Source organism: Actinomadura montaniterrae (assembly GCF_008923365.1).
Classification (GTDB): Bacteria; Actinomycetota; Actinomycetes; order Streptosporangiales; family Streptosporangiaceae; genus Spirillospora; species Spirillospora montaniterrae.
Map to the genome: position 1 here is coordinate 1 of NZ_WBMR01000038.1, position 25265 is coordinate 25265.

Here is a 25265-nt window from a genome sequence, read left to right on the forward strand (position 1 = left end):
CGTCGCTGCAGAACCGGGACGCGCCGGGCGGCAGCGGGCCCGCGCAGTGCTGGCAGATCCCGGGCTCGGGTCCGCCGGCGGCCGTTTCGCCGGCCGCCTCGGGGGCCGGGTCGTCGCCGCCCGCCGGGTCGTCGGGCAGCGGCCGCAGCGGCGCGGTCGCCAGGTCGAGGGCCTCGGTGCCGGCGGCCGGAGGGCCGTCTTGATCGTCGCGCACGGCAGCATCCTAGTGAGATATGACAAATCCGCACGTGACCGAGCGAATCGGGCATCACTGTTCCGGCCGGGGCGGCGGGGTTGACCTCAACATTGGTCGAGGTCCTAGCGTGCTGCGTGATCGACTCTGAGGGAGGAATCATGCGGGTCGCGGGGTTCGGCGCGCCGGGCGGACCGGACGTGCTGAGGACGATGGAGATCGCGACGCCGGAGGCGGGGCCCGGCGAGGTCCGGGTCCGCGTCCGCGCGGCGGGGGTGCAGCCGTTCGACCTGGCCGTCCGGGAGGGGTGGACGCCGCCGGGGACGCCGGAGGGGTTCCCGCGCGTGCCGGGCAACGAGTTCGCGGGCACGGTCGACCAGGTCGGCGACGGGGTCACGGGGTTCCGGCCGGGCGACGAGGTGATGGGCAACTGCCGGCTCAACGCCTACGCCGAGTACGTCGTCGTCCCGGCCGCGGCGGTGACCGCGAAGCCCGCGGGCATGCCGTGGGAGGTGGCGGGCGGCTTCCCCGCGGCGGTGATGACGCCGCACATCGCGCTGGAGGAGATGAGCGTCGGCAGTGGCGACACCCTGCTCGTCCACGCGGCGGCGGGCGGGGTCGGCGCGGTCGCCGTGCAGCTCGCGCGGATCGCCGGCGCGACCGTCGTCGGCACGGCGAGCGAGGCCAACCACGACTACCTGCGCTCGCTCGGCGCGATCCCGGTCGCCTACGGCGACGGCCTGGAGGAGCGCGTCCGGGACGCGGCGCCCGGCGGGATCGACGCGGCGCTGGACGGGGCGGGCGGCGACGCGCTGGAGGTGTCGCTGAAGCTCGTCCGGGACCGGAACCGGATCATCACGCTGGTCGAGCACGCGCGGGCCGCCGAGCTCGGCGTGCGCGTCACGCCGGACAAGCGGTCGTCGGCGCGGGTCGCCGAGGCCGCGCGGTTCTACGCGGAGGGACGGCTGAGCCTGCACGTCCGCGCGACGTTCCCCCTCGGCCGGGCGGCGGACGCGCACCGGGAGGTCGCGACCGGCCACGGGCGGGGCAAGGTCGTCCTCATGGTGCCGGACGAGGGCCGGGACGATGTGGCCTGAGCACCTGGACGTCGGGGCGGTGCGGTTCGCGAGACCGACGGCACGGTTCGAGGAGATCCTCGTCTTCTACCGGGACGTGCTGGGCCTGCCCGTGCTGGCCGAATGGCGGGATCACGCGGGCTACGACGGCGTGGTGTTCGGGCTGCCGGGGACGCCCGTACACATGGAGATCACCCAGAGCGGCGCGCCGCCCCGGATCCCTGAGCCGCACCCGGAGAACCAGCTCGTCCTCTACCTGCGGGGTCCCGAGGCGCGGGACGCGGCGGCGGCCCGCCTCGCCGGGCACGGGCACCGGCCGGTCGCGCCGGAGAACCCGTACTGGTCGAACCATGGGGCGGTGGTGTTCCAGGACCCGGACGGGTGGCAGATCGTCCTCGCGCCGTGGGTGTTCGGCGCGGAACCACCGCCGGACGGGCCGCGCTAGTGGGTGGCGTACCAGGGCGCCGACAGCAGATGGACCACGGCTAGGACGCTCGCGCCGGCCACCATGCCGGGGACGCGGCGCAGGACGCCGAGCGCCGCGTCCCCGGCCTGGATCACCCCCGCCACGACGAGGAGCGGCACGACGGCCGACGCGTCGGCGACGAGCAGCACCGCGACGACGGCGATGCTCAGCGGTATCGCGCGGATGGCGTAGACGCGGGCGTAGAAGTCGACGCCGGAGGTGACGGTCTCCCCCGAGGCCAGCATCAGGCCGGGGCGGGCGGCGCCCAGCACGCTGGAGGCGCCCGCCGCAAGGGCCGCGGCGGCGTTGGCCGCGATCAGCATCGTCTCGACGGCACTCATCTTTCACGCTCCAAATGATTCAGACTCTGAATGATTGAGGATGAGTATCGTCGGCGCCGTGGGCGGCGTCAAGGCCCGCCGGGCTACGGCTTCGCGGCCTCGGAGCGGAAGAGAGCGGCGGCGATCTGGACGAACGAGCGGATGAGCGGGCCGGGATCGTCCCCCGCCCACGCGACGACCAGCCGGCTCGGCGGCATGTCGGTCACCGGGACGGACGTGAGGCCCTCGGGCAGCGCGTCGGCGAGCGGGCCCAGCCCGATCGTCCCGCTCCACAGGACTGCTTGCAGGCACTCGTTAACGGTCCGCACCACGGGGCCGTCCGCCGGCGAGCCCGCCGCGGGACCCGTCCAGTAGGCGGACCAGATCGGGTCGGTCCCGTCCGGGAACCGGAACCACCGGCGGCCGGCGAGGTCGTCCAGGCGCAGGGCGCCGCGTCCCGCGAGCGGGTCGTCGGCGCGCAGGACGGCCCCGACGGGGTCGGCGCGCAGCTCGTGGACGGTGATGCCGGTGGTGTCGAAGGGCGTCCGGGTGAGTGCGACGTCGACGAGCCCGGCGCGCAGCCCGGTGGTCGGGTCGGTGAGGTCGGCCTCGCGGACGCGGACGTCGACGCCGGGATGGCGGCGGCGGAACGCGGCGGCGAGCCGCGTGCCCGCCTGCTGCGCGCTGTCGGCGAGCGTGCCGATCGTCAAGGCGGCGGCGCCGGACGCGGCGGTGACGCGGGCGCGCAGGTGATCGGCCTGCTCCAGCAGCAGGCGCGCCTCGTCGTAGAGGGCCGTCCCGGCGGCGGTCAGCGCGACCCCGGCGGGCGACCGGTCGAGCAGGACGGCGCCGAGGTCGGTCTCCAGCCGCCGGATGGCGCGGCTCAGCGGCGGCTGCGTCATGTGCAGCCGCGCGGCGGCGCGCCCGAAGTGGCGTTCCTCGACGACGGTCACGAAATAGCGCAGCGAGCGTAGGTCCATCACCGGCGACGATACCCGGACGGTATCGGGCGGACGGAACCGGTGTTGGACGCCCGCGGCGCCCCGGCGATGCACTGGAACCCCTGACGAAGGAGTTGTCGCCATGACTGAATCGCTGGAGCACACGGGCCCCGACCCGATCGTGGACGTCACCGGGGCGCGGGAGGTCGCCGACGACCTCGTGGTGATCCCGAACCACGGCGTGCAGCTGGTCCCGAACGTCGGCGTGATCGGCGGCGCGCATTCCGTGCTGGTCGTCGAGACGGGCATGGGCCCGCGGAACGCCGAGGCCGTGTTGAAGTTCGCCGACGAGTACGCCAAGGGCCGCCGGCTGTACCTGACCACGACGCATTTCCATCCCGAGCACGCGTTCGGCGCGCAGACGTTCGCCGGAGAGGCGACGTACCTGGTCAACGGCGCGCAGGCGGAGGACCTCGCCGCCAAGGGCGACGGCTACCTCCACATGTTCCGGGGACTCGGCGCATCGGTGGCCCGGCAGCTCGAAGGCGTCGAACTGCGCGCGCCCGATGTCGTCTACGGCGAGGCGCACGACCTCGATCTGGGCGGACGGGTCGTGCGGCTGCGCGCGACGGGCCGCGCGCACAGCCGGGGCGACCAGGTCGTGACCGTCCCGGACGCGGGCGTGATGTTCACCGGCGACCTCGCCGAGACCGGCCAGTTCGCGATCTTCCCGTGGTTCCCGCCGCACGACACCGACGTCTCCGGGACGCGCTGGATCGCGGTGATGCGGCGGCTCGCGGCCGAGGCGCCGCGCGTGGTGGTGCCGGGGCACGGGGACATCGGCGGCCCGGGGCTGCTCGCCGACGTCCGCGACTACCTGGAGCTGCTGCGCGACGAGACCTGGGCCCGCCGGGACTCCGCCGCGAGCGAGGAGACGATCGTGGAGGAGGTCCGGGCGCTGATGATCGAGCGGCACCCCGAGTGGGCGGGACGGGAGTGGATCGAGCGGGGCGTCGGCTGCCTCTGCGCCGAGCACCCCGACCACGACCCCGACGGTTCACACGCGGAATGATTCAAGCCGAGTAACATCGGCGCCATGAGCGATGCCGGCGGCCTGCCCGCGACGGTGGCGTTCCGGCTCGGGACGCTCGGCGCGATCTACGGCGACCGGCTCGCCGCGAAGATCGCCGTCCACGACCTGAAGCTCAAGCACGCCGGGCTGATGACGGCGCTGGAGGCGGGCGTCGCCGCGTCCCAGCAGGACCTCGCCGCGCGGATGGGCGTCGCGCCGAGCCTGGTCGTCGCGCTGGCCGACCACCTGGTGAGGCTCGGCGCGATCGAGCGGCGCCGCGACCCGGCCGACAGGCGGCGCCAAGTCCTCACGCTGACCGGCCACGGCCGCGAGCTACTGCGCCGGTGCGCGGAGGCGGCGCGGGAGGTCGACGAGGAGATCTCCGCGCCCCTCGGCGCGGACCAGCGCGCCGCCCTGCACGATGCGCTCGGCGCGATCGCCGAGCGCGCGGGCCTGCCGACCTCCTAAGAGCGGGCCTGCCGACGTCCTGAGGAAGGGCCCCGCACCGCGTGAGGGTGGGTGCGGCGGAGCCACCTTGACGGCACCGGAGCCGCCCGGCCGCGCCTAGCCTCGAAGGCATGGACAGGGAGAACGCGCTCGGCGAGTTCCTGCGGGCACGGCGCGGGCTCGTCCCGCCGGAGGACGCGGGGATCGAGCCCGGGCCGCGGCGGCGGGTCGCCGGGCTGCGGCGCGAGGAGGTCGCGCGGCTCGCCGGGGTCAGCGCCGACTACTACGTGCGGCTGGAGCAGGGCCGCGAGCGGAACCCGTCGGCGCAGGTCGTCGACGCGCTGGCGCGCGCGCTGAACCTCGAGGAGGACGCGGTCGCGCACCTGCACAAGCTCGCGGGCCCCCGGACCAGGGGACGCCGCGCGCCGCGCAGGGAACGGGTCAGCCCGAACCTGATGCAGATGCTGCACGCCTGGCCGAACACCCCGGCGGTCGTGCTCGGCCGCACGCTCGCCGTCCTCGCCTGCAACCCGCTCGGCAAGGCCCTGTTCGACGGCCACGCCTACAGCGGCGACCTCGTCCGGCTGGTGTTCCTCGACCCGGACGCGCGCGACTTCTACCCCGACTGGGACCGCGTCGCGGTCAACACCGTCGCCGGGCTGCGGGCGTCCGCCGGGCTCGACCCGGACGACCCGACGCTGGTCGAGACGGTCGGCGAGCTGTCGGTGAAGAGCGCCGAGTTCCGCCGGCTGTGGGCCCGCCACGACATCCGCCAGAAGACGCACGAGACGAAACGCTTCCAGCATCCGCTCGTCGGCGAGCTGACGCTGACCTACGAGTCGCTGACCGTGAACAGCGCCCCGGGGCAGCAGCTGGTCGTCTACCAGGCCGCCCCGGGCAGCGCGTCCGAGGAGGCGCTCGCCCTGCTCGGCAGCCTCACCGCGGGCGACGCGCCGGAAGCCACGCCAACGAAGGAAAGACAGCAATGACCGTCTGGTTCATCACCGGCTGCTCGACCGGGCTCGGACGGGCCCTCGCCGAGGCCGTCCTGGAACGCGGCGACAGCGCCGCCGTCACCGCCCGCGACCCGCGGGCCGTGGCCGACATCGTCGGCGAGCACGGTGACCGCGCGCTCGCGCTCCCGCTCGACGTCACCGACAAGGAGCAGGTCGCCGCCGCCGTCAAGCGCGCCGAGGACGCGTTCGGCCGCATCGACGTGCTGGTCAACAACGCCGGGTACGGCTACCTCGCCGCCGTCGAGGAGGGCGAGGACGCCGAGGTCCGCGCGCTGTTCGACACGAACGTCTTCGGGCTCGCGGACGTCACCAAGGCCGTCCTGCCCGGGATGCGCGCGCGCCGCTCCGGCCACGTCGTCAACGTCTCGTCGCTCGGCGGCCTCGCCGCGTTCGGCGCGACCGGCTACTACCACGCGACGAAGTTCGCGGTCGAAGGGCTCTCGGAGTCCCTCGCCGCCGAGGTCGGGCCCCTCGGCATCCACGTCACGATCGTCGAACCCGGAGCCTTCCGGACGAACTGGTCGGGGCCGTCGATGCGGCAGTCCCCCGTCTCGATCGACGACTACGCCGCCACCGCCGGGACCCGCCGGACGTCCACCCTCGCGACCTACGGCAGCCAGCCGGGCGACCCGGCGCGCGCCGCGCAGGCGATCATCACCGCCGTCGAGGCGGACGAGCCGCCGCTGCGGCTGCTCCTCGGCCAGGTCGCGTTCGACGTCGCCAACGCGCGGCTCGACCGGCTCCGCACCGAGTTCGCCGGCTGGCGCGACGTCACCCTCAGCGCGGACTACCCGGCGACCGCCTGACGTAGCCGCCGCCGCGGCGCTCGTAGACGGGCTCGGCGGTGTTCCACGCCTCGTCCCGCAGCGGCCGCTTGATCACCTTGTTCGTCGGGGTACGCGGAAGCTCCGCGACTATCCGGACGTAGCGCGGCGCCCACTTCGTCCCGAGGTCGGGCTGGGCGGCCAGGAACGCGGCGAAGGCGGCGGGGTCGAACGCGCGCCCCGGCGCCATCGCGACCGCCGCCATCACCTGGTCGCCCACGTGCTCGTCCGGCACCGCGTAGACGGCGACGTCGGCGAACGCGTCGAACCGCGCGAGCAGCCGCTCGACCGGCGCGGCGGCGAAGTTCTCGCCGTCCACCCGCAGCCAGTCGCTGTCGCGGCCGGCGAAGTACCAGTAGCCGTCGGCGTCGCGGTAGGCGAGGTCGCCCGACCACGTCCAGCCGTTGCGGACGCGCTTCGCCGTCGCCTCGGGGTTGTTGTAGTAGCCCTCGAACTTGGCGGCGCCCTTCATGTCGACGATCTCACCGATCGCCTCGTCGGCGTTCAGCAGCTCGCCGTGCGGGCCGAACTTCGCGGGCGGGCATTCGCGCAGCGTGTCCGGGTCCATCACGACGGTGCCCGCCTCCGCGACGCCCAGCGAGCCGGGCGGCGTGCCCGGGACGCGGGTGAGCCGGATCTCGCCCTCGCTCGACCCGTACGAGTCGATGACGGTGCAGCCGAAGCGGCGCGCGAACTCCTCGATGTCGCGCTGCGCCGCCTCGTTGCCGAACGCGATCCGCAGCGGGTTGTCGGCGTCGTCCGGCTTCTCGGGGACGGCGAGGATGTAGTTCAGCGGCTTGCCGACGTAGTTGAAGAACGTGACGCCGTAGCGGCGGACGTCCGGCAGGAACCCCGACGCGGAGAACCGGCGGCGCAGCGCCACGCATCCGCCGGTCGCGACCGCCGGGGCGATCCCGGCCATCAGCGCGTTGGAGTGGAACATCGGCATCACGACGTAGAACACGTCGTCGCGGGTGAGCCTCCGCCGGTCGCGCTGCTGCACCGCGATCCGGCCGAGCCGGCCCTGCGTGCAGACGACCGCCTTCGGCGCGGACGTCGTCCCGGACGTGAACACCAGCGAGAAGATCGTCTCCGGGGCGACGGGCCCGACCGCGCCGGGCCGGGCGGCGGCGAGCGCCTCACCGTATTCGGCGGAGTCCACGGTCAGCACCGGGACGTCCGGGACGAGTCCCTCGACCAGCGGCGCCCGGGACGTCTCGGTGACCAGCAGCGCGCAGTCGGTGTGCGTGATGTCGCGGGCCAGCTCGGCGCCGCGCCGCGTCGGGTTCAGCTCCACCACCGGAATGCCCGCGAGGGCCATGCCGAGCAGCCAGAACAGGTGCTCCGGGCCGTTCTCCAGGAACAGCCCGACATGCCAGGGCCCGGGCCTCCGCGCGTCGAGGGCGAGCCCGGCGCGCAGCCGCGCCTCCGCGACGACCTCGCGCCACGTCCACGAGCGGTCCTCGAACCACAGGCCGGTCCGGTCGTCGTCCGCGCGCGCGGCGACCAGCTCCGCGAACGTGACCTCCTCGGGCGGCCGGTCGTCCCCCAGCACCTCTGCCATCGATCCCTCCCAGCACCCAACCTCGACCAACGCCCGCCCCGGCCACGCCCCGCGTCCCACTCACCGGGACCCGGGTCAGGCGCGGTGGGGGCGGTTCGTCCAGCCCTGGTCGTCGGCGCGGACGAACCAGCCGGACGCGGCGAGCGTGCCGCCGTCGACCGGGATCGTGTGGCCGGTGACGAAGCGGGCGTCGCCGGACGCGAGGAACGCGACGACGGCCGCGTAGTCGTCGGGCTCGCCGAACCGGGCGAGCGGCACCCAGGTGTGCTCCAGCCCTTCGTCGTAGCCGCGCCGCATCCACGCGACCGGGGTCTGCTCGGTGTTGGCGAGGTCGGGCGCGATCGCGTTGACGCGGACGCCGTGCCGGCCGACCGCGACCGCGAGGCTGCGGGTGAACGCCGACACGCCCGCGTTGAACGCCGAGTACACCGGGTGCTGCGGGATGCCGCGGAACGCCTCGACCGTCGAGTTGTTGACGATGCTCCCGGCCTTCTGCTCGATCATCGTGGGCAGGAGCGCGTGGGTCAGCTTGAAGACGTGCAGCAGGTTCAGCTCGTAGAGCCGCTGCCACTGGCCGGGCGTGCTGTCCTGGAAGGACGGGGCCGACGGGCGGAAGTCGCCGACGTTGTTGACCAGCACGTCCACGCGGCCGTGCTCCAGCGCGGCGGCCGTCACCCGCGCGACGGTGTCGTCCTCGGCGATGTCGCCGATCACGGTGACGCAGTGCCCGCCGGACGCCTCGATGTCGCGCCGCGCGCGCTCGGCGGCGTCCGCGTCGATGTCGTTGAGGACGACGAGGTCGCCGCCGGCGGCGAGGCGGCGGGAGATCGCTCCCCCGATGCCGAGCGCGCCGCCGGTGACGACGCTGATCCGGGTGCCGTCAGCCATCGCGGCGCCTCCGCACCGGCCTGGTCTCGATCGAGTCGATGCGCTGCTCGCGCCGGGCGATCCGCCACGTCCCGCCGTCGAGCCGGTAGGCGTCGGTGTAGCGGCAGTTCCACACGAGGTCCGACGTCGTGCCGTCGTCGCGTTCGGTCAGGTGGTGCGCGACGCAGGCGATCTCCCCGGTGGCCGTGCCGGGTTCGGCGCCCGCGTCGAAGACCTGCCCGACGAGGGCGTGGAACGTGACCGGGATGCCGTTCAGCACCGACAGCGTCGCGGTGATCTCCTCGCGTCCGGTGAAGGTGCGCACCGGGTCGAGCACGTCCGGGGCGGACGGCAGGACGAGCACCGCGTCGCCGGTGAACAGGCCCGCCATCGCGCCGATGTCGCAGCGGTCGGCGTACAGGGCGTAGCGGGCGACCAGATCGCCGAGGGCGATCCGGTCGCCGGTTCCCAGCGTCATGACAGGCCGAGGCGCTGGGCGCACGCCGACAGCTCGTCCTTCGCCTCGTTCAGGTCCGTCGTCACGGTCCCGCGCAGGACGAGCCGTCCCGCGCCCAGGTCACCGAGCCGGCCCGCCTTCTCCGGGGTGACCGCCGACAGCGAATGGCCGAGCGTGAGCTCCAGCGCGTCCGGGTCGCGGCCGTTCTTCTCCGCCTCCTCGCGCATGAGCGCGACCAGGCCGCGCAGCTCATCGCCCGCGACGCCGAGCGGCTGGAGGCCGTCGCCGTAGCGGCCGGCGCGCCGCGCGGCGGCCTTCGTGTGGCCGCCGACGTGGATCGGCACGCCGCCCTCCTGCACCGGCTTCGGGTAGCTCATCGCCCCCTTGAAGTGGAAGAACTCGCCGTCGTGCGACGCGCCTTCCGGCCCGGTCTCCGCCCACAGCTTCCGCAGCACCTGGAGCTGCTCGTCGCCGCGCCGGCCGCGCGAGTCGAAGTCGGCGCCGCACGCCTCGATCTCCTCGCGCATCCAGCCCATGCCGACGACCAGCCGCAGCCGCCCGCCGGACAGCGCGTCGATCGTCGCGAGCCGCTTGGCGAGCACCACCGGATGGTGGTTCGGCAGGACGAGCACGCCCGTGGCCAGCCCGATCCGGCTGGTCCGGCCGGCGAGGTACGCGAGCAGGTCCAGCGGATCGGGGATGTCCAGGTCGTCCGCCAGCTCCATCCTCCCCGAGCTGTCATAGGGGTAGACGGAGGAGTAGCCGCTCGCCACCACCGCGTGCTCGACCGCGCCGACGGACTCGTAACCGCAGTCCTCGGCGTGCCGGACGTACTCCCCGATCCACGCGGGATCGGCGGTCACGCCCGCCGCGACCGGCAGCAGGACGGCGTACTTCATGCAGTCTCCTTGTTCGTCGATGCGGCGGCGGCGCGCCCGGCGCGGCGGCCGAAGAACGTGCCGTCGCCGAGGGACGTCCCGCTGACGTATCCCTCGCCGTGCATGCCGGACGCGGCGCGGCCCGCCGCGTACAGGCCCGGCACCGGCTCGCCCGAGTTGTTCAGGACCTCGCCGTCGGCGGTCGTGTGCAGCCCGCCGAGCGTGAACCCGGACGCGCCGCTCGCCGGCCCGCCGGTGCCGCCGAAGAAGCCCGCGCCCGGGTCGATCGCCGCGAACGGCGGCTTCAGCGGCCGCAGCCACTTCGGGTCCTTGTGGAAGTAGGGGTCCTCGCCCTTCGCGGCGTGCCGGTTGTACGTCTCGACCGTCGCCTCCAGCGCGCCGGGCGGCATGCCGAGCGACTCCTCCAGCTCGGCGAGGGTCTCGGCGGCGTACTTCGGCAGCACGCCCCACCGGTCCGCCTCGGGGACGGACTCGTACCCCTCCTCGTCGATGATCGTCCAGTAGGGGCCGGGCTGGTCGCGGACCGCGTGGACGCTCCAGTGGCCCGGGTAGACGTCCTCGTTGAGGAACCGGCGGCCGAGGCCGTCCACGAGCATGCCGCGGCAGACCATCGCGGGCAGCGCGGTCAGCGCGATCTCGACCACGCCCATCCGCCGGGTCGCCGCGCCGATCGCCGCCGCCATCCGGATGCCGGACCCGTCGTCGAGGCCGTCGCTGACCTTGCCGTGCCCGAGCAGCACCGGCGCGTGGTCGGCGAGCATCTCCTCGTTGTCGACGAACCCGCCGGTGGTCAGCACCACCGCGCGACGCGCCCGGTAGGTGACCCGCTCGCCGTACTTGCGGGCGACGAGCCCGGCGACGCGCCCGTCCGCGTCCAGCACGAGGTTGGACGCGACGGTGTCGACGTGCGTGACGGCGCCCGCGGCGGTCGCCGCCGCCGACAGCTTCTCCATCAGCACGGCCCCGCCGAACCCGCTGGCGGCCGGGCGGTGCCCGCGCGGGACGGGACGCGCGACCGTGTTGTACGGCCAGGAGTTCTCGCCCAGCCACATCAGCCCGTCCTCCGACATGGGCATCCACGTCGGCTGGTCGTAGAAGCTGGGGTTGAACGTGACGCCGCACTCGCGGAACCACTCGAAGTGCTCGACGCTCCCGTCGCAGTACAGCCGGATCTTCGCGGTGTCGGCGTTCGGGCCGAGCGCCTTCACCAGGTAGGCGTACATGTTGTCGGGGTCGTCGTCGAACCCGCAGGCCTTCTGCACCTCGGTGCCGCCGCCGAGGTACAACTCGCCGCCGGACTGCGCCGACGACCCGCCGGGCCCGCTCGCCCGCTCCAGCACCAGCACGTCCGCGCCGGCGCGCGCCGCCTCGAAGGCCGCCGCCGCGCCCGCGCAGCCGAACCCGACGACGAGCACGTCGCACTCGTGGTCGAACGCGCCGATCTCCGCGACCGGGACGGGCTCGACCGAGGAACGAGGGCTCACCGGCTCACTTCCCGGGCGGGACGAAGGCGGCCAGCGGCTCGGACCCCGACCAGTCGTGGCCCCAGTAGCTGTCCTTGGTGATCTCTTCGGCGGTGTAGTACGCCTCGTCGACGAGCATGCCCTCGCAGCCGTACTCGATGTCCCAGCCGCCGGGGGCGCGCACGTAGAACGACACCATCTTGTCGTTGGTGTGCCGGCCGAGCGTCGAGGAGATCGAGAAGCCGCGCTCCTTCACCGCGTCGAGCGCGATGCCGACCGCGTCGAGGGAGTCGACCTCCACCATCAGGTGGACCAGGCCGGGCGCGCCGTCGTGCGGGGCCGGGCAGATCGCGGCGCTGTGGTGCCGCTGGTTGACGCCCATGAAGCGGATCCGCACGGGGCCGCCGCCGACCTTCATCGCGCCGCGCGGCAGGAAGCCGAGGACCTCGTTGTAGAACGTGACGGTCTCGGCGAAGTTCGGGGTGGGCAGCACCACGTGGCCCATGCCCATCGCGCCGGTGACGAACTTCTGCGCGAACCCGGTGCGCAGCGGGCTGTGGTCCAGGACGGGGCCGAAGAACACCTCGACGGGCGTGCCGCCGGGGTCGGTGAACGCGATGACCTCCTCGGCGTCGCGCTCGGCGGACTCCTTCGCGGTCAGCGCCGTCACGGCCGTGCCGGACTTCTCGACGGCCTCGCGGACGGCGGCGAGCGCGTACTGGTCGCGGACCTCCCAGCCGACGGCCAGCACCTTGTCGGAGTCGCCGGGCACCAGCTGCAGGCGGGACCGGCGCTCGTCCATGCGCAGGTACAGGCCGTCCGGGTCGGGGCCGCTGCCCTCGGCGAACCCGAGCCCCTCGAGGGCGAACTCGCGCCAGCGGTCGATGTGCTGGGTCTGGACCTTCAGATAGCCCAGCCCTCGGATGTGCGTCACTGTCCTCGGTCCCTTCGGTGTTCGGCCCGTACGGCGGCGCGGCCGACGCGGCGGCCGTCTCCGTCAACCTGCCAAATCCCACCCGGCGCTGCGGAGACCTTCCCGCTCAGTGAGAGTCTTTCGGCGTGACTCACCAAGGAGGTCGGATGGCGAAGGTCGCGCTCGTCACGGGGGCCAGCCGCGGGATCGGGCGGCGGACGGCACTGGCGCTCGCGGGCGCCGGGTACGACGTCGCGTTCACGGCGCGGACCGTCGAGGAGGGGCAGGGCACGATCCCGCCCCGCTACGGGCACGCGGACGCGATCCCGGTGCCGGGCAGCCTGGCGCGGACGCGGGCGGAGATCGAGGCGCTCGGCGTGCGGGCGCTGCCCGTCCGGATGGACCTGCTCGACCGGGCGAGCGTGACGGCCGCCGCGGCGACGGTGCTGGACGCCTGGGGCCGCGTGGACGTGCTGGTCAACAACGCGGTGGCGCACCTCGCGGGCACCCACGAGCGGTTCCTCGACCTGGACGTCGACGTCGCCGAGCGCGTCATGGCCGGCAACTACCTGAACCAGATCGCGCTGATCCAGGCGGTGCTGCCGGCGATGCTGGAGCGCGGCGCCGGGACGATCGTGAACCTGTGCTCGGGGTCGGCGACCAGCGACCCGCCGGGACCGCCCGGCGAGGGCGGCTGGGGCGTGGCGTACGCGGCGTCCAAGGCGGCGTTCGGCCGGCTCGCGGGCGCGGTCAACGCCGAGTACCGGGGCCGCGGGATCCGCGCGTTCAACCTCGACCCCGGCTTCGTGATCACCGACGCGGGCGCGGCGCGCGGCGGCCTCACCACCCTGCAGGACGAGGGGTTCGAGGCGACGCCGGAGGAGGCGCCCGGAGCCGCCGTCGTCTGGCTCGTCACCGCGCCGGACGCCGACGCGTTCCTCGGCCGGGTGATCTGGACGCCGAAGCTCGTCGCCGAGCGGGGCCTCCTCGGTTGAGGAGCGCGGCGCGCCGCCCCCTCGGGACGGCGGCGGGGCGGCACGCCGCGAGAACCGCCGGACGGCTCAGATCATCGAGCGCATCGGGCCCTGCGGGGGCTCGATGTCCAGGTCGGTCAGCGCGGAGACGTGGTAGACCGAGCCGGGGACGTGGATGGCGTGCGCGAGCCCGACGTGCGCGTCCCGCCAGAACCGCTGGATCGGGTTGTCGGTGCGCATCGCGTTGCCGCCGGACCGCACCACGATCTCGTTCATCGCGTGCACGGCGCGCCACGCGGCGCGGACCTGCGTGCGGCGGCCCGCCGCCCGGTCGGCGAAGCTGATCTCCTCGCCGGCCGCGACCCGGTCGTACATCCGCGAGCAGTTGTCCAGCAGCGCGGTCCGGGACGCCTTGATCTCCTCGGCGGCCTCGCTGATCGCGTACAGCACGTACGGGTCGTCCTTGATCTTCGTGCCGGTGATCTGGACGCGGTTGCGCTGGTAGGCGAGGTGGTGGTGCAGCGCGCCCTCGGCAATGCCGATCACGGCGGCGGTGATGCCGAGCGGGAACACGCACGAGAACGGCATCAGGTAGGCCGGGTTGGTCAGCCCCGCCTCGCGCGGCGCCGACCCGTCCACGACCTTGTCGTACCAGAGCGTCCGGTACGACGGGACGAACGCGTCCTTGACGATGATGTCCTTGCTGCCGGTGCCCTTGAGGCCCGCGACGTCCCACGAGTCGGCGACGATCTCGTAGTCCGAGCGCGGCAGGATCAGGTGCAGCGACCGCGGCGGCTGCGCCATCTTGCCTTCCTCGTCGCCGAGCATGCCGCCGAGGAAGATCCAGTCGCAGTGGTCGGTGCCCGACGAGAACTGCCAGCGGCCGTTGAAGACGTAACCGCCGTCGACGGGCCGGGCGATGCCCATCGGCGCGTACGGGGACGCGATCCACGTGTCGGGGTCCTGGCCCCAGATCTCCTCGCGGACCTTCGGGTCGGCGTACGCCATCTCCCACGGGTGGACGCCGACGATCCCCGCGACCCAGCCGGTCGAGCCGTCGAGGGACGCGATCCCCATCACCGTCTCGGCGAACTCGCGGGGATGCACCTCCAGCCCGCCGTGCGCGCGGGGCTGCAGCTGGCGGATCACACCGGAGTCGCGCAGCGCCTTGGCGGCCTGGTCGTCCAGCCGGCCGAGCGACTCGTTCGACGGCCCGAGCGCGCGGATCTCCTCCGCCCGCTCCATCATCGCGTCGAGCACGGGATTGGTCATCAAGTCCTCCGATGTGTCCGTCAGCCGTCGTAGCTGATCCTGAGCCGGTCGCTGACCGGCCTCGCCTGGCAGGCGAGGATGAGGCCGTCGGCGAGATCCTGCTCGTCGAGGACCGAGTTGGCGTCGAGCGCGACCTCCCCTTCCAGGGCCACGCAGGCGCAGGCGGAGCAGTTGCCCTCCCGGCAGGAGAACGGGGCGTCGACGCCCGCGCGCAGCAGCGCGTCGAGCAGCAGCTGCGACTTCGGCCAGGGCACCGTCTGCGTCTCGCCGTCGATCTCGACCTCGATCTCGGCGACGCCGGCCTCGTCGGCCTCGTCGGCCTCGGTCGGCGGCTCCTCGTCCGGCTCCTCGAACGGGTCGCCGGTCAGCGAGAAGAAGCGTTCGACGTTCACCCGCACGCCGAGGCCGGTCAGCGCCGCCTCCGCCATGTCCATGAACACGCCGGGGCCGCACACGAACGCCTCGCGGCCGGTGAAGTGCCGGGCGAGCGAGTGGAACGCGGCGGGCGTCGGCAGGCCCTGCACCGACTCCAGCCAGTGCACGACCGTGAGCCGCTCGCCGTGCTTCTCGGTGAGCTCGCGCAGCTCCCCCGCGAAGATCACCGAGCGTTCGTCGCGGTTGGCGTACAGCAGCGTGACGGTGCCGGTGCCGCCCGCGAGGACCGACTTCAGGATCGACATCACCGGGGTGATGCCGCTGCCGCCCGCGACGAGCAGCAGGTCCTCGTCCAGCGAGTGCGGGGTGAACGCGCCGGCGGGCCGCAGCACCTCCAGCACGTCGCCCGCGGCGACGTTGTCGCAGATCCAGTTGGACCCGATCCCCTCGGCGACCCGCTTCACGGTCACCTTGAGCCGCTCGTCGCAGACCGGCGAGCTGCACAGCGAGTACGAGCGCGCGACCCAGCCGTCCCCGGCGGGCACCCGGACCGTGAGGAACTGGCCGGGCCGGTAGTGGAACCGGCCCTCCTCGCCCTCCGCGGGTTCCAGGACCAGCGAGTTCGCGTCGGGCGTCTCCCGGACGACCTCGACGACGCGCGCCTTGAGCGATGCGGTCATGCCCGTCCCGAAGCCTTGTCCCCGCCCGCCGTGCCGAGACCGGCGGCGTGCCGGGCCGCGATGTAGCCGAACACGATGGACGGGCCGATCGTCGCGCCGGGACCGGCGTACTCGTTGCCCATCACCGACGACGACGAGTTCCCCGTGACGTACAGGCCGTCGATCACCGAGCCGTCCTCGCGCAGGACGCGGGCGTGCTCGTCGGAGACGAGGCCGCCCTTGGTGCCGAGGTCGCCGACCTCCAGCCGGAACGCGTAGTACGGCGCGGTCTCCAGCGGGTCGAGGTTCGGGTTCTTCAGGTTCGGGTCGCCGTAGTAGTGGTCGTAGGCGGAGTCGCCGCGGCCGAAGTCGGGGTCCTTGCCTTCGCGGGCGTAGCCGTTGAACGTGCGGACGGTCTCCTCCAGCGCGTCCGCCGGGACGCCGATCTTCTCCGCCAGCTCCTTCAGCGAGTCCGCCTTGAACGCGATGCCCTTGTCGTAGAACGCCTTCGGGATCGGCGCGCCCGGCAGGATCTGCGCGAACGGGTAGCGGGCGCGGGCCTTGGCGTCCATCACGAAGAAGGCGGGGACGTGCCCGCCCTCCAGCTGGTCGTGGACGAAGTTGACGTACGGGGCGGCCTCGTTGGTGAACCGCCGGCCCTCCGCGTTCACGATGACCTGCCGCGGGATGGCGCGCTCGGACACCAGCGGGATCACCGCGCCGAGCGGGTGCCGGACGGCCGGCATCCACCACGCGTCGTCCATCAGGTCGATCGCGGCGCCGAGGCCCTCACCGAGCCGGATGCCGTCGCCGGTGTTCTCGCGGGCGCCCATGGCGAAGTCCTCCTGGCCGCCCTTGGGCAGGTACTTGTCCCGCATCTCCTGGTTGTGGTCGAACCCGCCGGTCGCCAGCAGCACGCCCTTGGTGCCGCGGATCCGCAGCGTCTTGCCGTCCCGGGTCTGCGCGACGATCCCGATCACGCGGCCGTCGCCGTCGGTGACCAGCTCGGTCATCGCGGTCTTCAGCCACAGCGGGATCCCGGCGTCCTTCAGCGCCATCCGCAGCCGCGCGACGAGCGCGCGACCGCCGGTCGCCATGTGCCGGCGCCGGACCAGGTTGGACGACACGCGCCACGCCGCGACCAGCGACGCGCGGCGGCCGGCCCACGTCCGCTTGGCCATCGCGAGGTCGTGGTAGTCCTTCGCGGTCACCCAGAGCCCGAGCGGGCCCTTCATGTTGTTGGGCCGCTGGTACTGCTCGTCCTCGCCGAGCTTGCGGGTGTCGAACGGCTTGGCCTCGATGGACCGGCCGAGCGGCCGCCCGCCCTCCAGCTCAGGGTGGTAGTCGGCGTAGCCCTTCGTCCAGAAGAACTTCATCCACTTGCTGCGGCAGATGAGCTCCATCGCGGCGGGGCCGTTGTCGACGTAGGCGTCGAGCCGGGCCGCGGGGACCTTGCCCTCGGTGAGCAGGTCGAGGTAGCGGCGGATCGACTCGCGGCTGTCGTCGTGGCCGCGCGCCTTGAGCGTCGGGTTGTTCGGGATCCAGATGCCGCCGCCGGACAGCGCGGTGGACCCGCCGAACTTCTTGCCCTTCTCGATGATGAGCGGCTTCAGCCCGGCGTCGTGCGCGGTGAGCGCGGCGGCCATGCCGCCGCCTCCGCTGCCGACGATGACGAGGTCGTACTCGCCGTCCCAGGAAGCCTCCCCGCCGCTCATGCCTCGTCCTTACGGGTCAGGAACGCGAGCACCGCGCTCTCCCAGGCGGCCTTCTGCTCGATCATCACCCAGTGCCCGCAGTTCGGGAAGATGTTGACCTGCACGTTCGGGATCGTCCGCATCGGGACGAGCATCATGTCGACGGGGCTGACCCGGTCGTCACGCCCCCAGGTGATGAGGGTCTCGGCCTTCAGCCGGTGGAGCATCGCCCAGTAGGGCGGCTCGGGCGAGCGCGCCTGCATCTTGAAGTTCGCGGTCATCGCGGCCGTGGAGTACATGCGGCGCGCGGAGGCGAGGGTGTCGGGGTCGGTGGCCTGCTGCCACCGCTCCTCGATCAGCTCCTCGGTGACGATCGCCGGGTTGAAGACCATCGAGTGCAGCCACCGGACGAGGCCCTCGCGGGTCGGGTTGTCGGTGAACTCCATCAGCAGCTTGATGCCCTCGCCGGGGCCGGGACTGAAGATGTTGCGGCCGATCCCGCCGATGGTGACCAGCCGCCGCACCCGCTCGGGGTGCGCGAGGGCCATCTGGGTGCCGACGATGCCGCCCATCGAGTTGCCGATCACGTCGACCTGCTCCAGGCCGAGCCCGTCCAGGAAGCGGATCGCGGCGCCGGACGCGGCGGCCATCGGGTGCTCGTCGGTCGGGTCGCTCACGCCGAAGCCGGGGAACTCCAGCACCAGGCAGCGGAAGTGCTCGGCGAACCGCGCGAGGTTGCCGCGGAAGTTGCGCCAGCCCGTCACGCCGGGGCCCGAGCCGTGCAGCATCAGCAGCGGCGGCCCGTCGCCGGCCTCGTGATAGCGCAGGACGCCCTGGTCCGTGGCGAGTTCGCGCAAGGTCGACTCGTAGGTCAGCTCCGTGGGCATGTTCTCAGTCCTTCTGGGTGGCTTGCCGGAAACCTAACGGGCGTTTGGTCGGGACCGTCCAGTGCATTCCCGATCAGCGGGACGTTCGCCGGAGGGGCGCCGCGAAGCCCCGCTTGACGGCGTGAGCGGCGCGGGCTTCCACTCATTGGGATCCGGGGGCGCGCGCGGCGCCGCGCGTGCCTACCTTCCGGTGCATCGAGACCGGCGACAGCGCCCGACAGCCGCGAGGTGACCTCATGCCAGCAGAGCCAGCGCTCACCGCAGAGACCGGCGGGCCCGCGGGGCCCGCGGACTCCCCCGACCCCCTGGAGTTCCGGCGGGCGATGGCGGAGTTCGCCACCGGCGTCACCGTGGTGACCGCGCTCGACGGCGACGAGCCCGTCGGGTTCGCCTGCCAGTCGTTCGCGTCGGTGTCGCTCGAACCGCCGCTGATCCTGTTCTGCGCGGACCGGCGCGGCCGGTCGTGGCCGCGGATCCGCTCCGCCGGACGGTTCTGCGTGAACGTCCTCGGCGAGGAGCAGGCCGACCTGTGCGCGCGCTTCGGGTCGAGCCGCGGCCTGAAGTACGAGGGGCTCGACTGGGACCTGTCCCCGCACGGCACCCCCCAGCTCCGCGACGTCCTGCTGAACGTGCACGCCGCCGTCCACGACGTACACGAGGCCGGCGACCACGACGTGGTGATCGGCCGGGTCCTGTCGGTCCGGGTACACGAGGCGCCGGGCGGGGTGTGGCGGCGCCCGATGCTGTTCTTCCGCAGCCGGTTCGGCGTGCACCCGCCGGAGGTGCCGTTCGCCCCGGACCCGTGGGGCGAGGGCGACCGCTGGGGCTGGGGCTGAGCTCACCCGGATCCGCGGGTCACATCCAGTCGCCGCGGCCGTCGACGGCGAGCAGCCGGTTCATGGTGGCGGCGGACCAGGTGTGCTCCGGGACGGGGCGGTCGGCGTGCGCGCGGCGGGTCCGGCCGCCGCGTCCGGCCGCCGCGGAGCCGGGGAACAGCACCTGCGCGGTCTCGCGGGCGGCGGTGACGACGAGCGGCGCGACGTTCTCCAGCGGCGTGTGGATGTCGCCGACCAGGGAGATCCCGGCGACGGGGCCCTCGGCGCCGCGGATCGCGGCGGCCACGCAGGCGATGCCGGGGAACGACTCGCCGCGCTCGAACGCCAGGCCGCGGCGCTGCCGGACGCGGTGCAGCTCCTGGTGCAGGGTGCCGAGCTCGCCGATGGTGCGGCTGGTCAGCCGGGTGATGCCGGTGCCGAGCAGCGCGTCGACCTGCTCGGGCTCCAGCCAGGCGAGCATCGCCTTGCCGAGCGCGGTGGAGTGCGCGGGGGCGCGGCCGCCGACCCGGGACGGCACGGAGGCGGCGAGCCGCCCGCCGAGCTTGTCCAGGTAGAAGACCTCGGCGCCGTCCAGCACCGCGAGGTGCGCGACGAGGCCGGTGGTGACCTGCAGCTCGTGCAGGTACGGCGCGGCGGCCTCGCGGATCTTGCCGTGCCCGCCGTCCTGGCCGCCGAGGCCGAGCGCGCGCTGGCCGAGGCCGTAGCCGAAGGAGTGGTGGGCGAGCCACCGCTGCCGGACGAGCTGGTCGAGGATCCGGTGCGCGGTGGAGCGCGGCAGCCCGGTGCGGCGGGCCACGTCCTCCAGCGTGAGCCGGGCCGACGGCCCGTTGAAGGCGTCGAGGATCAGCGTCATCCGCTCGATCATCGACGGCGGCGCATCGCGCCGCACGGGCGCGGCCATGGTCTCGGTCATCGCACCTCCCGGGAACACGACTGAAATGAATTCTTGTTGAGTGGAATCTAGCAAGTCCTGGCGCGGACCGGAAGGGGTAGCGTCAGGCCAGGTCACGCAGGAGCAGCGGGGATCGGCCCGGAGCTCGGACGACGGCGGGGCCACGAGTAGAACGTTTTTCTGTCGAGAGGGGACGCGATGCATGTCGGCATCGTCACGCCGGTGGTGGCCCAGCCGCCGCTCGGGCACGCCGGCTGGGAGCGGGACGCCGGCATCGAGGAGATCGGGCGGATCGCCGAGACCGCCGACCGGCTCGGCTACCACCACCTGACCTGCAGCGAGCACGTCGCGGTCCCGGTCGAGGCGGCCGAGCAGCGCGGCGGCGTGTACTGGGACCCGCTCGCCACGTTCGGCTACCTCGCCGCCCGCACCGCCCGGATCCGGCTCGCCACGCAGGTGCTCGTCCTCGGCTACCACCACCCGCTCGCGATCGCCAAGCGGTACGGGACGCTCGACCGGATCAGCGGGGGCCGGCTCACGCTCGGCCTCGGCGTCGGGAGCCTGGGAGAGGAGTTCGACCTGCTCGGCGCCCCGTTCGCCGGACGCGGCGCGCGCGCGGACGACGCCATCGCCGCCCTGCGGGCGTCCCTGGCGAAGCGGGTGCCGGAGTACCACGGCGAGCACTACGACTTCTCCGGCATGGTCGTCGAGCCGCACGCCATCCAGGAGCACGTCCCGTTCTGGATCGGCGGTCGCACGGCCCGCTCCCTGCGCCGCGCGCTCGCCGCCGACGGGTGGGTGCCGTTCGGGCTGCCCTTGGCGCAGCTCGCCGGGATGCTCGCCGAGGCCGACGTCCCGGACGGCTTCGACGTGGTGCTCGGCCCGTCCCGCCCGCTGGACCCGATCGGCGACGCCGAGGTCGCGGGCAAGGCGCTCGTCCGGCTGCGGGAGGCGGGTGCGACCGTCGCCGGCGTCCGCATCACGGCGGAGTCGGCCGCGCACTACTGCGAGCAGCTCGCCGCGCTCCGCGACCTCGCCCCTACGTACGGCCTGACCTTTGGAGACACGCTGTGACCGACGTCGAGACCCGGCTCGCCGCCCTGGAGGACCGCCTCCGCGCGCTGGAGGACGAGCGGGAGATCACCCGGCTGATCCTGTCCTACGGGCCGCTGGTCGACAGCGGCTGCGCCGGGGCCGTCGCCGCCCTGTGGGACGAGGACGGCGTGTACGACGTGGACGAGCTGATGATGGACGGCCGTCCCGCGATCGACGCGATGGTCCGGTCGGCGAACCACCAGCGGTGGATCGCGGGCGGCTGCGCGCACTTCGTCGGCCCGCCGCACGTCACCGTGTCCGGCGACGAGGCCACCGCCGTCGGCTACACGCTGATGATCGTGAACAGGGACGGCGGGTTCACGCTGCGCCGCGCCACCGCCAACCACTGGACGCTGCACCGCACGCCCGCCGGCTGGAGCGTCACCAACCGGACGAACCGGGTGCTCGACGGCCGTCCCGAGTCCCCCGACCTGCTCGCCTCCCACTTCCCGGGCGCCGAGCGCGCCTGACCCGGGCCCGTCGTGGCGCCCCCCGGACGCGGCGCCACGGCGGGCCGTCAGGGCAGCAGCGACGCGGCGTCGAGGTCGAGCGCGTGGTGCGCGTGCCGCGTGGTCATCGTGCAGAACATCTCGTCGCCCCGGTCGGTGCGCTCGACCAGCATCGACGCGCCGATCGCCATGACGATGCCCTGGAAGGCGTGCCGGCGGTAGCCGTCCCAGCAGTCGTCCCAGGCCAGCTCGACACCGCGGCCGGTGAGGGCGGCGTGGTAGCGGCGGACGAGCGCGCGCTCGTGCTCGCGCCGCGCCTCCACGGGCAGGCTGGAGCCGAGGAAGTACGCGAGGTCGGCGGCGCCCGGCCCGTACGCGCAGGTCTGCCAGTCCAGGACGACCGGGCGCGGCCCGCCGAACAGCAGGTTGTCGGCGCGGAAGTCGCCGTGCATGAGGGTGGACGCGCCGTCCCGCGCGGCGAGGTAGCCGCCCATCGACGGCAGGAACTCCTCGATCAGGCCGATGACCTCGGGTTCCAGCCGTTCCGCGTACCGCTCCTTGAATCCCTCGTACAGGCCGGTCACCATCGCGGTGGTGAACTCGGCGGCCTCCGCGCTGTGCCGGTTGAGCCAGGGCAGTGCGGCGAGGTCCGGATCGTTCCATCCGGCGGCGTGCAGCGCGGCCATCTCGTCGACCGCGGCGGCGGCCTCGCCCGGTGAGACGCCCGCGAGCTGGTCGCCCGCCTGCGCGGGGGCGAGGTCCTGCAGCAGGACGACGTAGTCGTCCTTCTCGGCCTCGTAGGCGGAGAAGTAGCAGGCGGGCACGCTGGCGTCGAGGCCGCCCGCGATGCCCGCGTAGAAGCTCGCCTCCACCTCGTAGGTGCGGATCGCGCGGGCCGCCGCGCGGCTCGCCTCGTCCGCCGCCGGAACCTTCGCGATCATCGTCGCGGGCAGCCCGACCGGGCCGTCGTAGGTGAGGCGCAGGCGCAGGCTGTCGGAGACCTGGCCGGTGCCGACCGGCTCCGCGCCGACGGCGGTGACCGCCGCGCCGTCCAGGTCGCGCGCGAGGGCCTCGGTCAGCCAGGACGCGGTCAGGCCGGCGCCGCCCGCGACCGGCCCGGTCACTCGGCGCCGCCTTCGGCGAGGTAGGACCAGCCGTGGTCCTGCCAGCCGGGCGGCTGGTGCCATTCCGTCCAGCCGTGGCCGGTGCGGCCGTCCTCGGCGTCGAAGCGGCAGAGCGCGCGCGGGAAGTGCGCGGTGCGCCCGTCCGGCGAGACGACGGCGACGGGCGCGAACGCCAGCGGCGTCGCGGTCATCGGGACGCCCGGTACCCGCAGGTGCGACGACGCGGGCAGGTCGTCGCCGCCGAAGCGGGTCTCGGCGGAGAAGCCGTCGCGGTGCTCGATCTCGCCGCCCGGCGGCACCGCGAACGACGGCCACGGGATCGCGAACCCGATGTTGGCCTGCATGCAGTGGAAGAACGTGCCGTCGCCGAGCCGCCCGGACGACCAGAGCCACGACGTCTTCCACCAGTCGCGCTCGCCCCAGCTGTGGTCGCGCTCGCCGGGCGCGTCGACGGCGATGGTCTCGTCCCCGACCGTGACGGTGCCGGACACCGTGCACGGGATCTCGTAGCGCGGGATGTCCTTGTAGGGGTAGACGCCGCTGACCGTGTCCCATCGCAGGTCGAACGTGAGGCGCGTCGTCTCGGCGCCGGACGTGTCACCGTACGCGGCGGTCGGGTCGGTCAGGATCGCGGCCTGGCCGTCCAGCCCGATCTTCACCGGCCCGAACGGCTCGGCGATGGTCTGCGTCGCGTCATAGGTGCCGGTGTGCACGTCGGTCGTGCCCGGCTTCGGGAGCGGCGCGTCGTTGTCGGCGATCAGGACGAGCGGGCGGTCCTTCCCGGTGACGCACGCCCAGTACCAGGCGCGGTCCCAGTTCGGGTACAGGCCGAGCCGCACGTACCCGGCGACGGACCCGTCCGGGGCGGCGAAGTCGAAGTAGTAGGACTCGTTCCACAGCACCTCGGGTCCGGGCTCGTGCAGCCCCTCGTCCTCGGGCCGCAGCTGCCAGGTGCCGTGCTCGATGATCTTCGCCATGGGCGAACCTCCGGGGGTGGTCGGGGGTCAGGGGGCGGCGAGGCCGCGCAGGCGGCTCCTGGAGATCTTCCCAGTCGGGGTCCGCGGAAGCGAGGGCACGACGATCACTTCGGACGGGCACTTGTAGTGCGCCATCCGGGACCGGCAGAACCCGATCACCTCGGCCGGGGTGAGGCCCGCGTCGGTGACGACGGCGGCGCAGACCCGCTGCCCCCAGTGCTCGTCCGGCACGCCGAACACGGCGGTCTCCACCACGCCCGGCAGCGCCATGATCGTCCGCTCGGTCTCGGCCGGGTGCACGTTCTCCCCGCCGGTGATGATCATGTCGTCGGCGCGGCCCGCGATGTGCAGGTAGCCGTCCGCGTCGAGGTGGCCGAGGTCGCCGCTGCGCAGCCGGCCCGCCGCGTCGAGGACCTCGCCGGTGCGGGCCGGGTCGCGCCAGTAGCCGCGCATCATGAAGTCGGACGCGATCACGACCTCGCCCTGCTCGCCCGGCGCGCACTCCTCGCCGGTGCCGGGACGGACCACCGTGAACCGGACGCCGGGGATGGGCCGTCCGGTGGCGCCGAGCCGGCCGTCCGGGTCGTCCAGGACGTGGTCGGACGGCTCCAGGTGCGCGCAGAGCCCGCCCGCCTCGGTCAGCCCGTACGCCTGCGTGAACCCGACGCCCGCGAGCACCTTCACCGCCGCCTCCAGCAGCGGGCGCGGGATCGGCATGCTGCCGTAGGCGATGTGCCGCAGGTCCGGGAGGGCGGCGCCGGTGCGGGACAGCTCGTCCAGCACGGTCTTGATCAGCGTCGGCACCATCAGCGCGTGCGTCACCCGGTGGTAGCGCAGCGCGCGGACGATCGACGCGGGCGCCGCGTCCGCCAGGAACAGCTGGGTCGTGCCGGACGCCAGCGCCATCTGCACCCAGCACGACCCGGCGACGTGGAACACCGGCGGGACGATCAGCGCCGTCGACGACGGCGCCATCGCGAACGGCATCGGCATCGTGTAGCAGGCGTCGTTCGGTCCCCGGTCGAGGAGCACGCCCTTCGGGGCGCCGGTCGACCCGGACGTGAAGAACAGCAGAGCGGCGTCGCCGGGCTCGGGGACGAGGATCGCGTCCGGGTCGATCGGCCCGTCCGACCAGGGCGGATCGCCGTCCGGGACGACGTGGTCCGGCTCGGCGAGGCCGGCGCTCCTCGCGTCGGCGACGAGCAGGGCGGGCTCGACGGAGTCCAGCACGGGCCGCAGCTCGGACGGGTCCAGCCGCCAGTTCAGCCCGGCGAGCACCGCGCGGCGCCGCCACGCGCCGAGCAGCAGGACCGGGTAGGCGACGTCGTTGCGGCCGAGCCAGCCGACGCGGTCGCCGGGCCCGACGCCGCGCCCCGCGAGGAACGCGGCGGCGCGGTCGGCGGCGGCGTCCAGCTCGCCCCAGGTGATCGAGGTGGCGGTGCCGATGACGGCGACCCGGTCCGGTTGCGTCCGCGCGAACTCCCGCACGCGGTCGTCGATGCTGGGCACGGTG

General features: G+C 73.7%; 27 protein-coding genes. 10 read left to right on the forward strand and 17 right to left on the reverse strand.

The genetic code is table 11. From position 1 onward, the window contains the following. Positions 1–214: hypothetical protein (locus F9B16_RS15855; protein WP_225991665.1), on the reverse strand; the 214-nt coding region annotated here is incomplete at its 3' end. A 140-nt stretch (positions 215–354) separates the two neighbouring features. Between F9B16_RS15855 and F9B16_RS15860 the strand changes: the two genes are divergently transcribed. Continuing rightward, positions 355–1290: an NADP-dependent oxidoreductase gene (locus F9B16_RS15860; RefSeq protein ID WP_151540838.1), complete on the forward strand. Its 936-nt coding sequence runs from the start codon at positions 355–357 to the stop codon at positions 1288–1290. Further along, positions 1280–1714, forward strand: a complete 435-nt coding sequence (locus tag F9B16_RS15865; RefSeq protein ID WP_151540839.1) for a VOC family protein — start codon at positions 1280–1282, stop codon at positions 1712–1714. The genes F9B16_RS15860 and F9B16_RS15865 overlap by 11 nt, the downstream gene beginning before the upstream one ends. Here the strand turns inward: F9B16_RS15865 and F9B16_RS15870 are convergent. Both F9B16_RS15870 and F9B16_RS15875 read right to left on the reverse strand, forming a co-directional pair. Beyond that, the gene (locus F9B16_RS15870; protein WP_151540840.1) at positions 1711–2076 is read right to left on the reverse strand and encodes a hypothetical protein; all 366 of its coding nucleotides are present in this window, start codon (positions 2074–2076) and stop codon (positions 1711–1713) included. The two genes, F9B16_RS15865 and F9B16_RS15870, sit on opposite strands and share 4 nt — an antisense overlap. A gap of 83 nt (positions 2077–2159) precedes the next feature. After that, a complete protein-coding gene (locus F9B16_RS15875; RefSeq protein ID WP_151540841.1) occupies positions 2160–3035 on the reverse strand; it encodes a LysR family transcriptional regulator in 876 nt (291 codons plus the stop codon). Between the two features lie 103 nt (positions 3036–3138). Between F9B16_RS15875 and F9B16_RS15880 the strand changes: the two genes are divergently transcribed. From F9B16_RS15880 to F9B16_RS15895, 4 genes are all read left to right on the forward strand, one after another. Continuing rightward, positions 3139–4068 (forward strand): MBL fold metallo-hydrolase, encoded by a 930-nt coding sequence (locus F9B16_RS15880; RefSeq protein WP_151540842.1) that lies wholly within the window; start codon positions 3139–3141, stop codon positions 4066–4068. 24 nt (positions 4069–4092) lie between these two features. After that, positions 4093–4536 (forward strand): MarR family winged helix-turn-helix transcriptional regulator, encoded by a 444-nt coding sequence (locus tag F9B16_RS15885; protein WP_151540843.1) that lies wholly within the window; start codon positions 4093–4095, stop codon positions 4534–4536. 110 nt (positions 4537–4646) lie between these two features. Then, a complete protein-coding gene (locus tag F9B16_RS15890) occupies positions 4647–5504 on the forward strand; it encodes a helix-turn-helix transcriptional regulator (protein ID WP_151540844.1) in 858 nt (285 codons plus the stop codon). Then, the gene (locus tag F9B16_RS15895) at positions 5501–6337 is read left to right on the forward strand and encodes an oxidoreductase (RefSeq protein ID WP_151540845.1); all 837 of its coding nucleotides are present in this window, start codon (positions 5501–5503) and stop codon (positions 6335–6337) included. Before F9B16_RS15890 ends, F9B16_RS15895 begins: the two co-directional genes overlap by 4 nt. On the opposite strand, the gene F9B16_RS15900 is transcribed toward F9B16_RS15895, so the two are convergent. The 6 genes from F9B16_RS15900 to F9B16_RS15925 all read right to left on the reverse strand — a co-directional run bounded on the left by F9B16_RS15900 (position 6309) and on the right by F9B16_RS15925 (position 12539). Then, positions 6309–7919, reverse strand: coding sequence for an AMP-binding protein (locus F9B16_RS15900; RefSeq protein ID WP_151540846.1), 1611 nt, complete (start codon positions 7917–7919; stop codon positions 6309–6311). The two genes, F9B16_RS15895 and F9B16_RS15900, sit on opposite strands and share 29 nt — an antisense overlap. Before the next feature lie 75 nt (positions 7920–7994). After that, positions 7995–8807 carry an SDR family NAD(P)-dependent oxidoreductase gene (locus F9B16_RS15905; protein WP_151540847.1) on the reverse strand — a complete coding sequence of 271 codons (813 nt, stop codon included), beginning with the start codon at positions 8805–8807 and terminating at the stop codon, positions 7995–7997. Further along, positions 8800–9264 carry a nuclear transport factor 2 family protein gene (locus F9B16_RS15910; RefSeq protein ID WP_151540848.1) on the reverse strand — a complete coding sequence of 155 codons (465 nt, stop codon included), beginning with the start codon at positions 9262–9264 and terminating at the stop codon, positions 8800–8802. The genes F9B16_RS15905 and F9B16_RS15910 overlap by 8 nt, the downstream gene beginning before the upstream one ends. Continuing rightward, complete coding sequence (locus F9B16_RS15915; RefSeq protein WP_151540849.1) at positions 9261–10142, reverse strand: LLM class F420-dependent oxidoreductase; 882 nt, start codon at positions 10140–10142, stop codon at positions 9261–9263. Before F9B16_RS15915 ends, F9B16_RS15910 begins: the two co-directional genes overlap by 4 nt. After that, positions 10139–11626, reverse strand: a complete 1488-nt coding sequence (locus F9B16_RS15920) for an FAD-dependent oxidoreductase (protein WP_151540850.1) — start codon at positions 11624–11626, stop codon at positions 10139–10141. Before F9B16_RS15920 ends, F9B16_RS15915 begins: the two co-directional genes overlap by 4 nt. A gap of 4 nt (positions 11627–11630) precedes the next feature. Beyond that, entirely contained in the window at positions 11631–12539 is a 909-nt protein-coding gene (locus tag F9B16_RS15925) for a VOC family protein (RefSeq protein ID WP_151540851.1), read from the reverse strand. Between the two features lie 146 nt (positions 12540–12685). Between F9B16_RS15925 and F9B16_RS15930 the strand changes: the two genes are divergently transcribed. Beyond that, the gene (locus tag F9B16_RS15930) at positions 12686–13513 is read left to right on the forward strand and encodes an SDR family NAD(P)-dependent oxidoreductase (protein ID WP_151540852.1); all 828 of its coding nucleotides are present in this window, start codon (positions 12686–12688) and stop codon (positions 13511–13513) included. 66 nt (positions 13514–13579) lie between these two features. Here F9B16_RS15930 and F9B16_RS15935 read toward each other — a convergent pair whose 3' ends face one another. Genes F9B16_RS15935 through F9B16_RS15950 form a run of 4 tightly spaced genes read right to left on the reverse strand, consistent with a single transcriptional unit; the run spans position 13580 to position 18379 of the window. Next, positions 13580–14764 (reverse strand): acyl-CoA dehydrogenase family protein, encoded by a 1185-nt coding sequence (locus tag F9B16_RS15935; RefSeq protein ID WP_151540853.1) that lies wholly within the window; start codon positions 14762–14764, stop codon positions 13580–13582. A 20-nt stretch (positions 14765–14784) separates the two neighbouring features. Beyond that, on the reverse strand, positions 14785–15819 hold the full coding sequence (locus F9B16_RS15940; RefSeq protein WP_151540854.1) for a ferredoxin--NADP reductase: 1035 nt from the start codon (positions 15817–15819) through the stop codon (positions 14785–14787). Next, positions 15816–17513, reverse strand: coding sequence for an FAD-binding protein (locus F9B16_RS15945; RefSeq protein ID WP_151540855.1), 1698 nt, complete (start codon positions 17511–17513; stop codon positions 15816–15818). Before F9B16_RS15945 ends, F9B16_RS15940 begins: the two co-directional genes overlap by 4 nt. Further along, positions 17510–18379 (reverse strand): alpha/beta fold hydrolase, encoded by an 870-nt coding sequence (locus tag F9B16_RS15950; RefSeq protein WP_151540856.1) that lies wholly within the window; start codon positions 18377–18379, stop codon positions 17510–17512. Before F9B16_RS15950 ends, F9B16_RS15945 begins: the two co-directional genes overlap by 4 nt. Before the next feature lie 236 nt (positions 18380–18615). Here F9B16_RS15950 and F9B16_RS15955 point away from each other — a divergent pair, with 236 nt between their 5' ends. Continuing rightward, complete coding sequence (locus F9B16_RS15955; protein WP_151540857.1) at positions 18616–19215, forward strand: flavin reductase family protein; 600 nt, start codon at positions 18616–18618, stop codon at positions 19213–19215. A gap of 19 nt (positions 19216–19234) precedes the next feature. On the opposite strand, the gene F9B16_RS15960 is transcribed toward F9B16_RS15955, so the two are convergent. After that, positions 19235–20128, reverse strand: a complete 894-nt coding sequence (locus F9B16_RS15960; protein ID WP_151540858.1) for an IclR family transcriptional regulator — start codon at positions 20126–20128, stop codon at positions 19235–19237. Positions 20129–20305: 177 nt separating this feature from the next. On the opposite strand from F9B16_RS15960, the gene F9B16_RS15965 reads away from it, so the two are divergent. After that, positions 20306–21181, forward strand: a complete 876-nt coding sequence (locus F9B16_RS15965; protein ID WP_151540859.1) for an LLM class F420-dependent oxidoreductase — start codon at positions 20306–20308, stop codon at positions 21179–21181. After that, positions 21178–21672 carry a nuclear transport factor 2 family protein gene (locus F9B16_RS15970; protein WP_151540860.1) on the forward strand — a complete coding sequence of 165 codons (495 nt, stop codon included), beginning with the start codon at positions 21178–21180 and terminating at the stop codon, positions 21670–21672. The genes F9B16_RS15965 and F9B16_RS15970 overlap by 4 nt, the downstream gene beginning before the upstream one ends. A gap of 47 nt (positions 21673–21719) precedes the next feature. Here the strand turns inward: F9B16_RS15970 and F9B16_RS15975 are convergent, their stop codons facing one another. Genes F9B16_RS15975 through F9B16_RS15985 form a run of 3 tightly spaced genes read right to left on the reverse strand, consistent with a single transcriptional unit; the run spans position 21720 to position 25261 of the window. Continuing rightward, positions 21720–22775: a phosphotransferase gene (locus F9B16_RS15975; RefSeq protein ID WP_151540861.1), complete on the reverse strand. Its 1056-nt coding sequence runs from the start codon at positions 22773–22775 to the stop codon at positions 21720–21722. Further along, positions 22772–23752 (reverse strand): DUF7064 domain-containing protein, encoded by a 981-nt coding sequence (locus F9B16_RS15980; protein ID WP_151540862.1) that lies wholly within the window; start codon positions 23750–23752, stop codon positions 22772–22774. The genes F9B16_RS15975 and F9B16_RS15980 overlap by 4 nt, the downstream gene beginning before the upstream one ends. A gap of 27 nt (positions 23753–23779) precedes the next feature. Then, positions 23780–25261: a class I adenylate-forming enzyme family protein gene (locus tag F9B16_RS15985; RefSeq protein ID WP_192808815.1), complete on the reverse strand. Its 1482-nt coding sequence runs from the start codon at positions 25259–25261 to the stop codon at positions 23780–23782. Positions 25262–25265 lie beyond the last annotated feature (4 nt).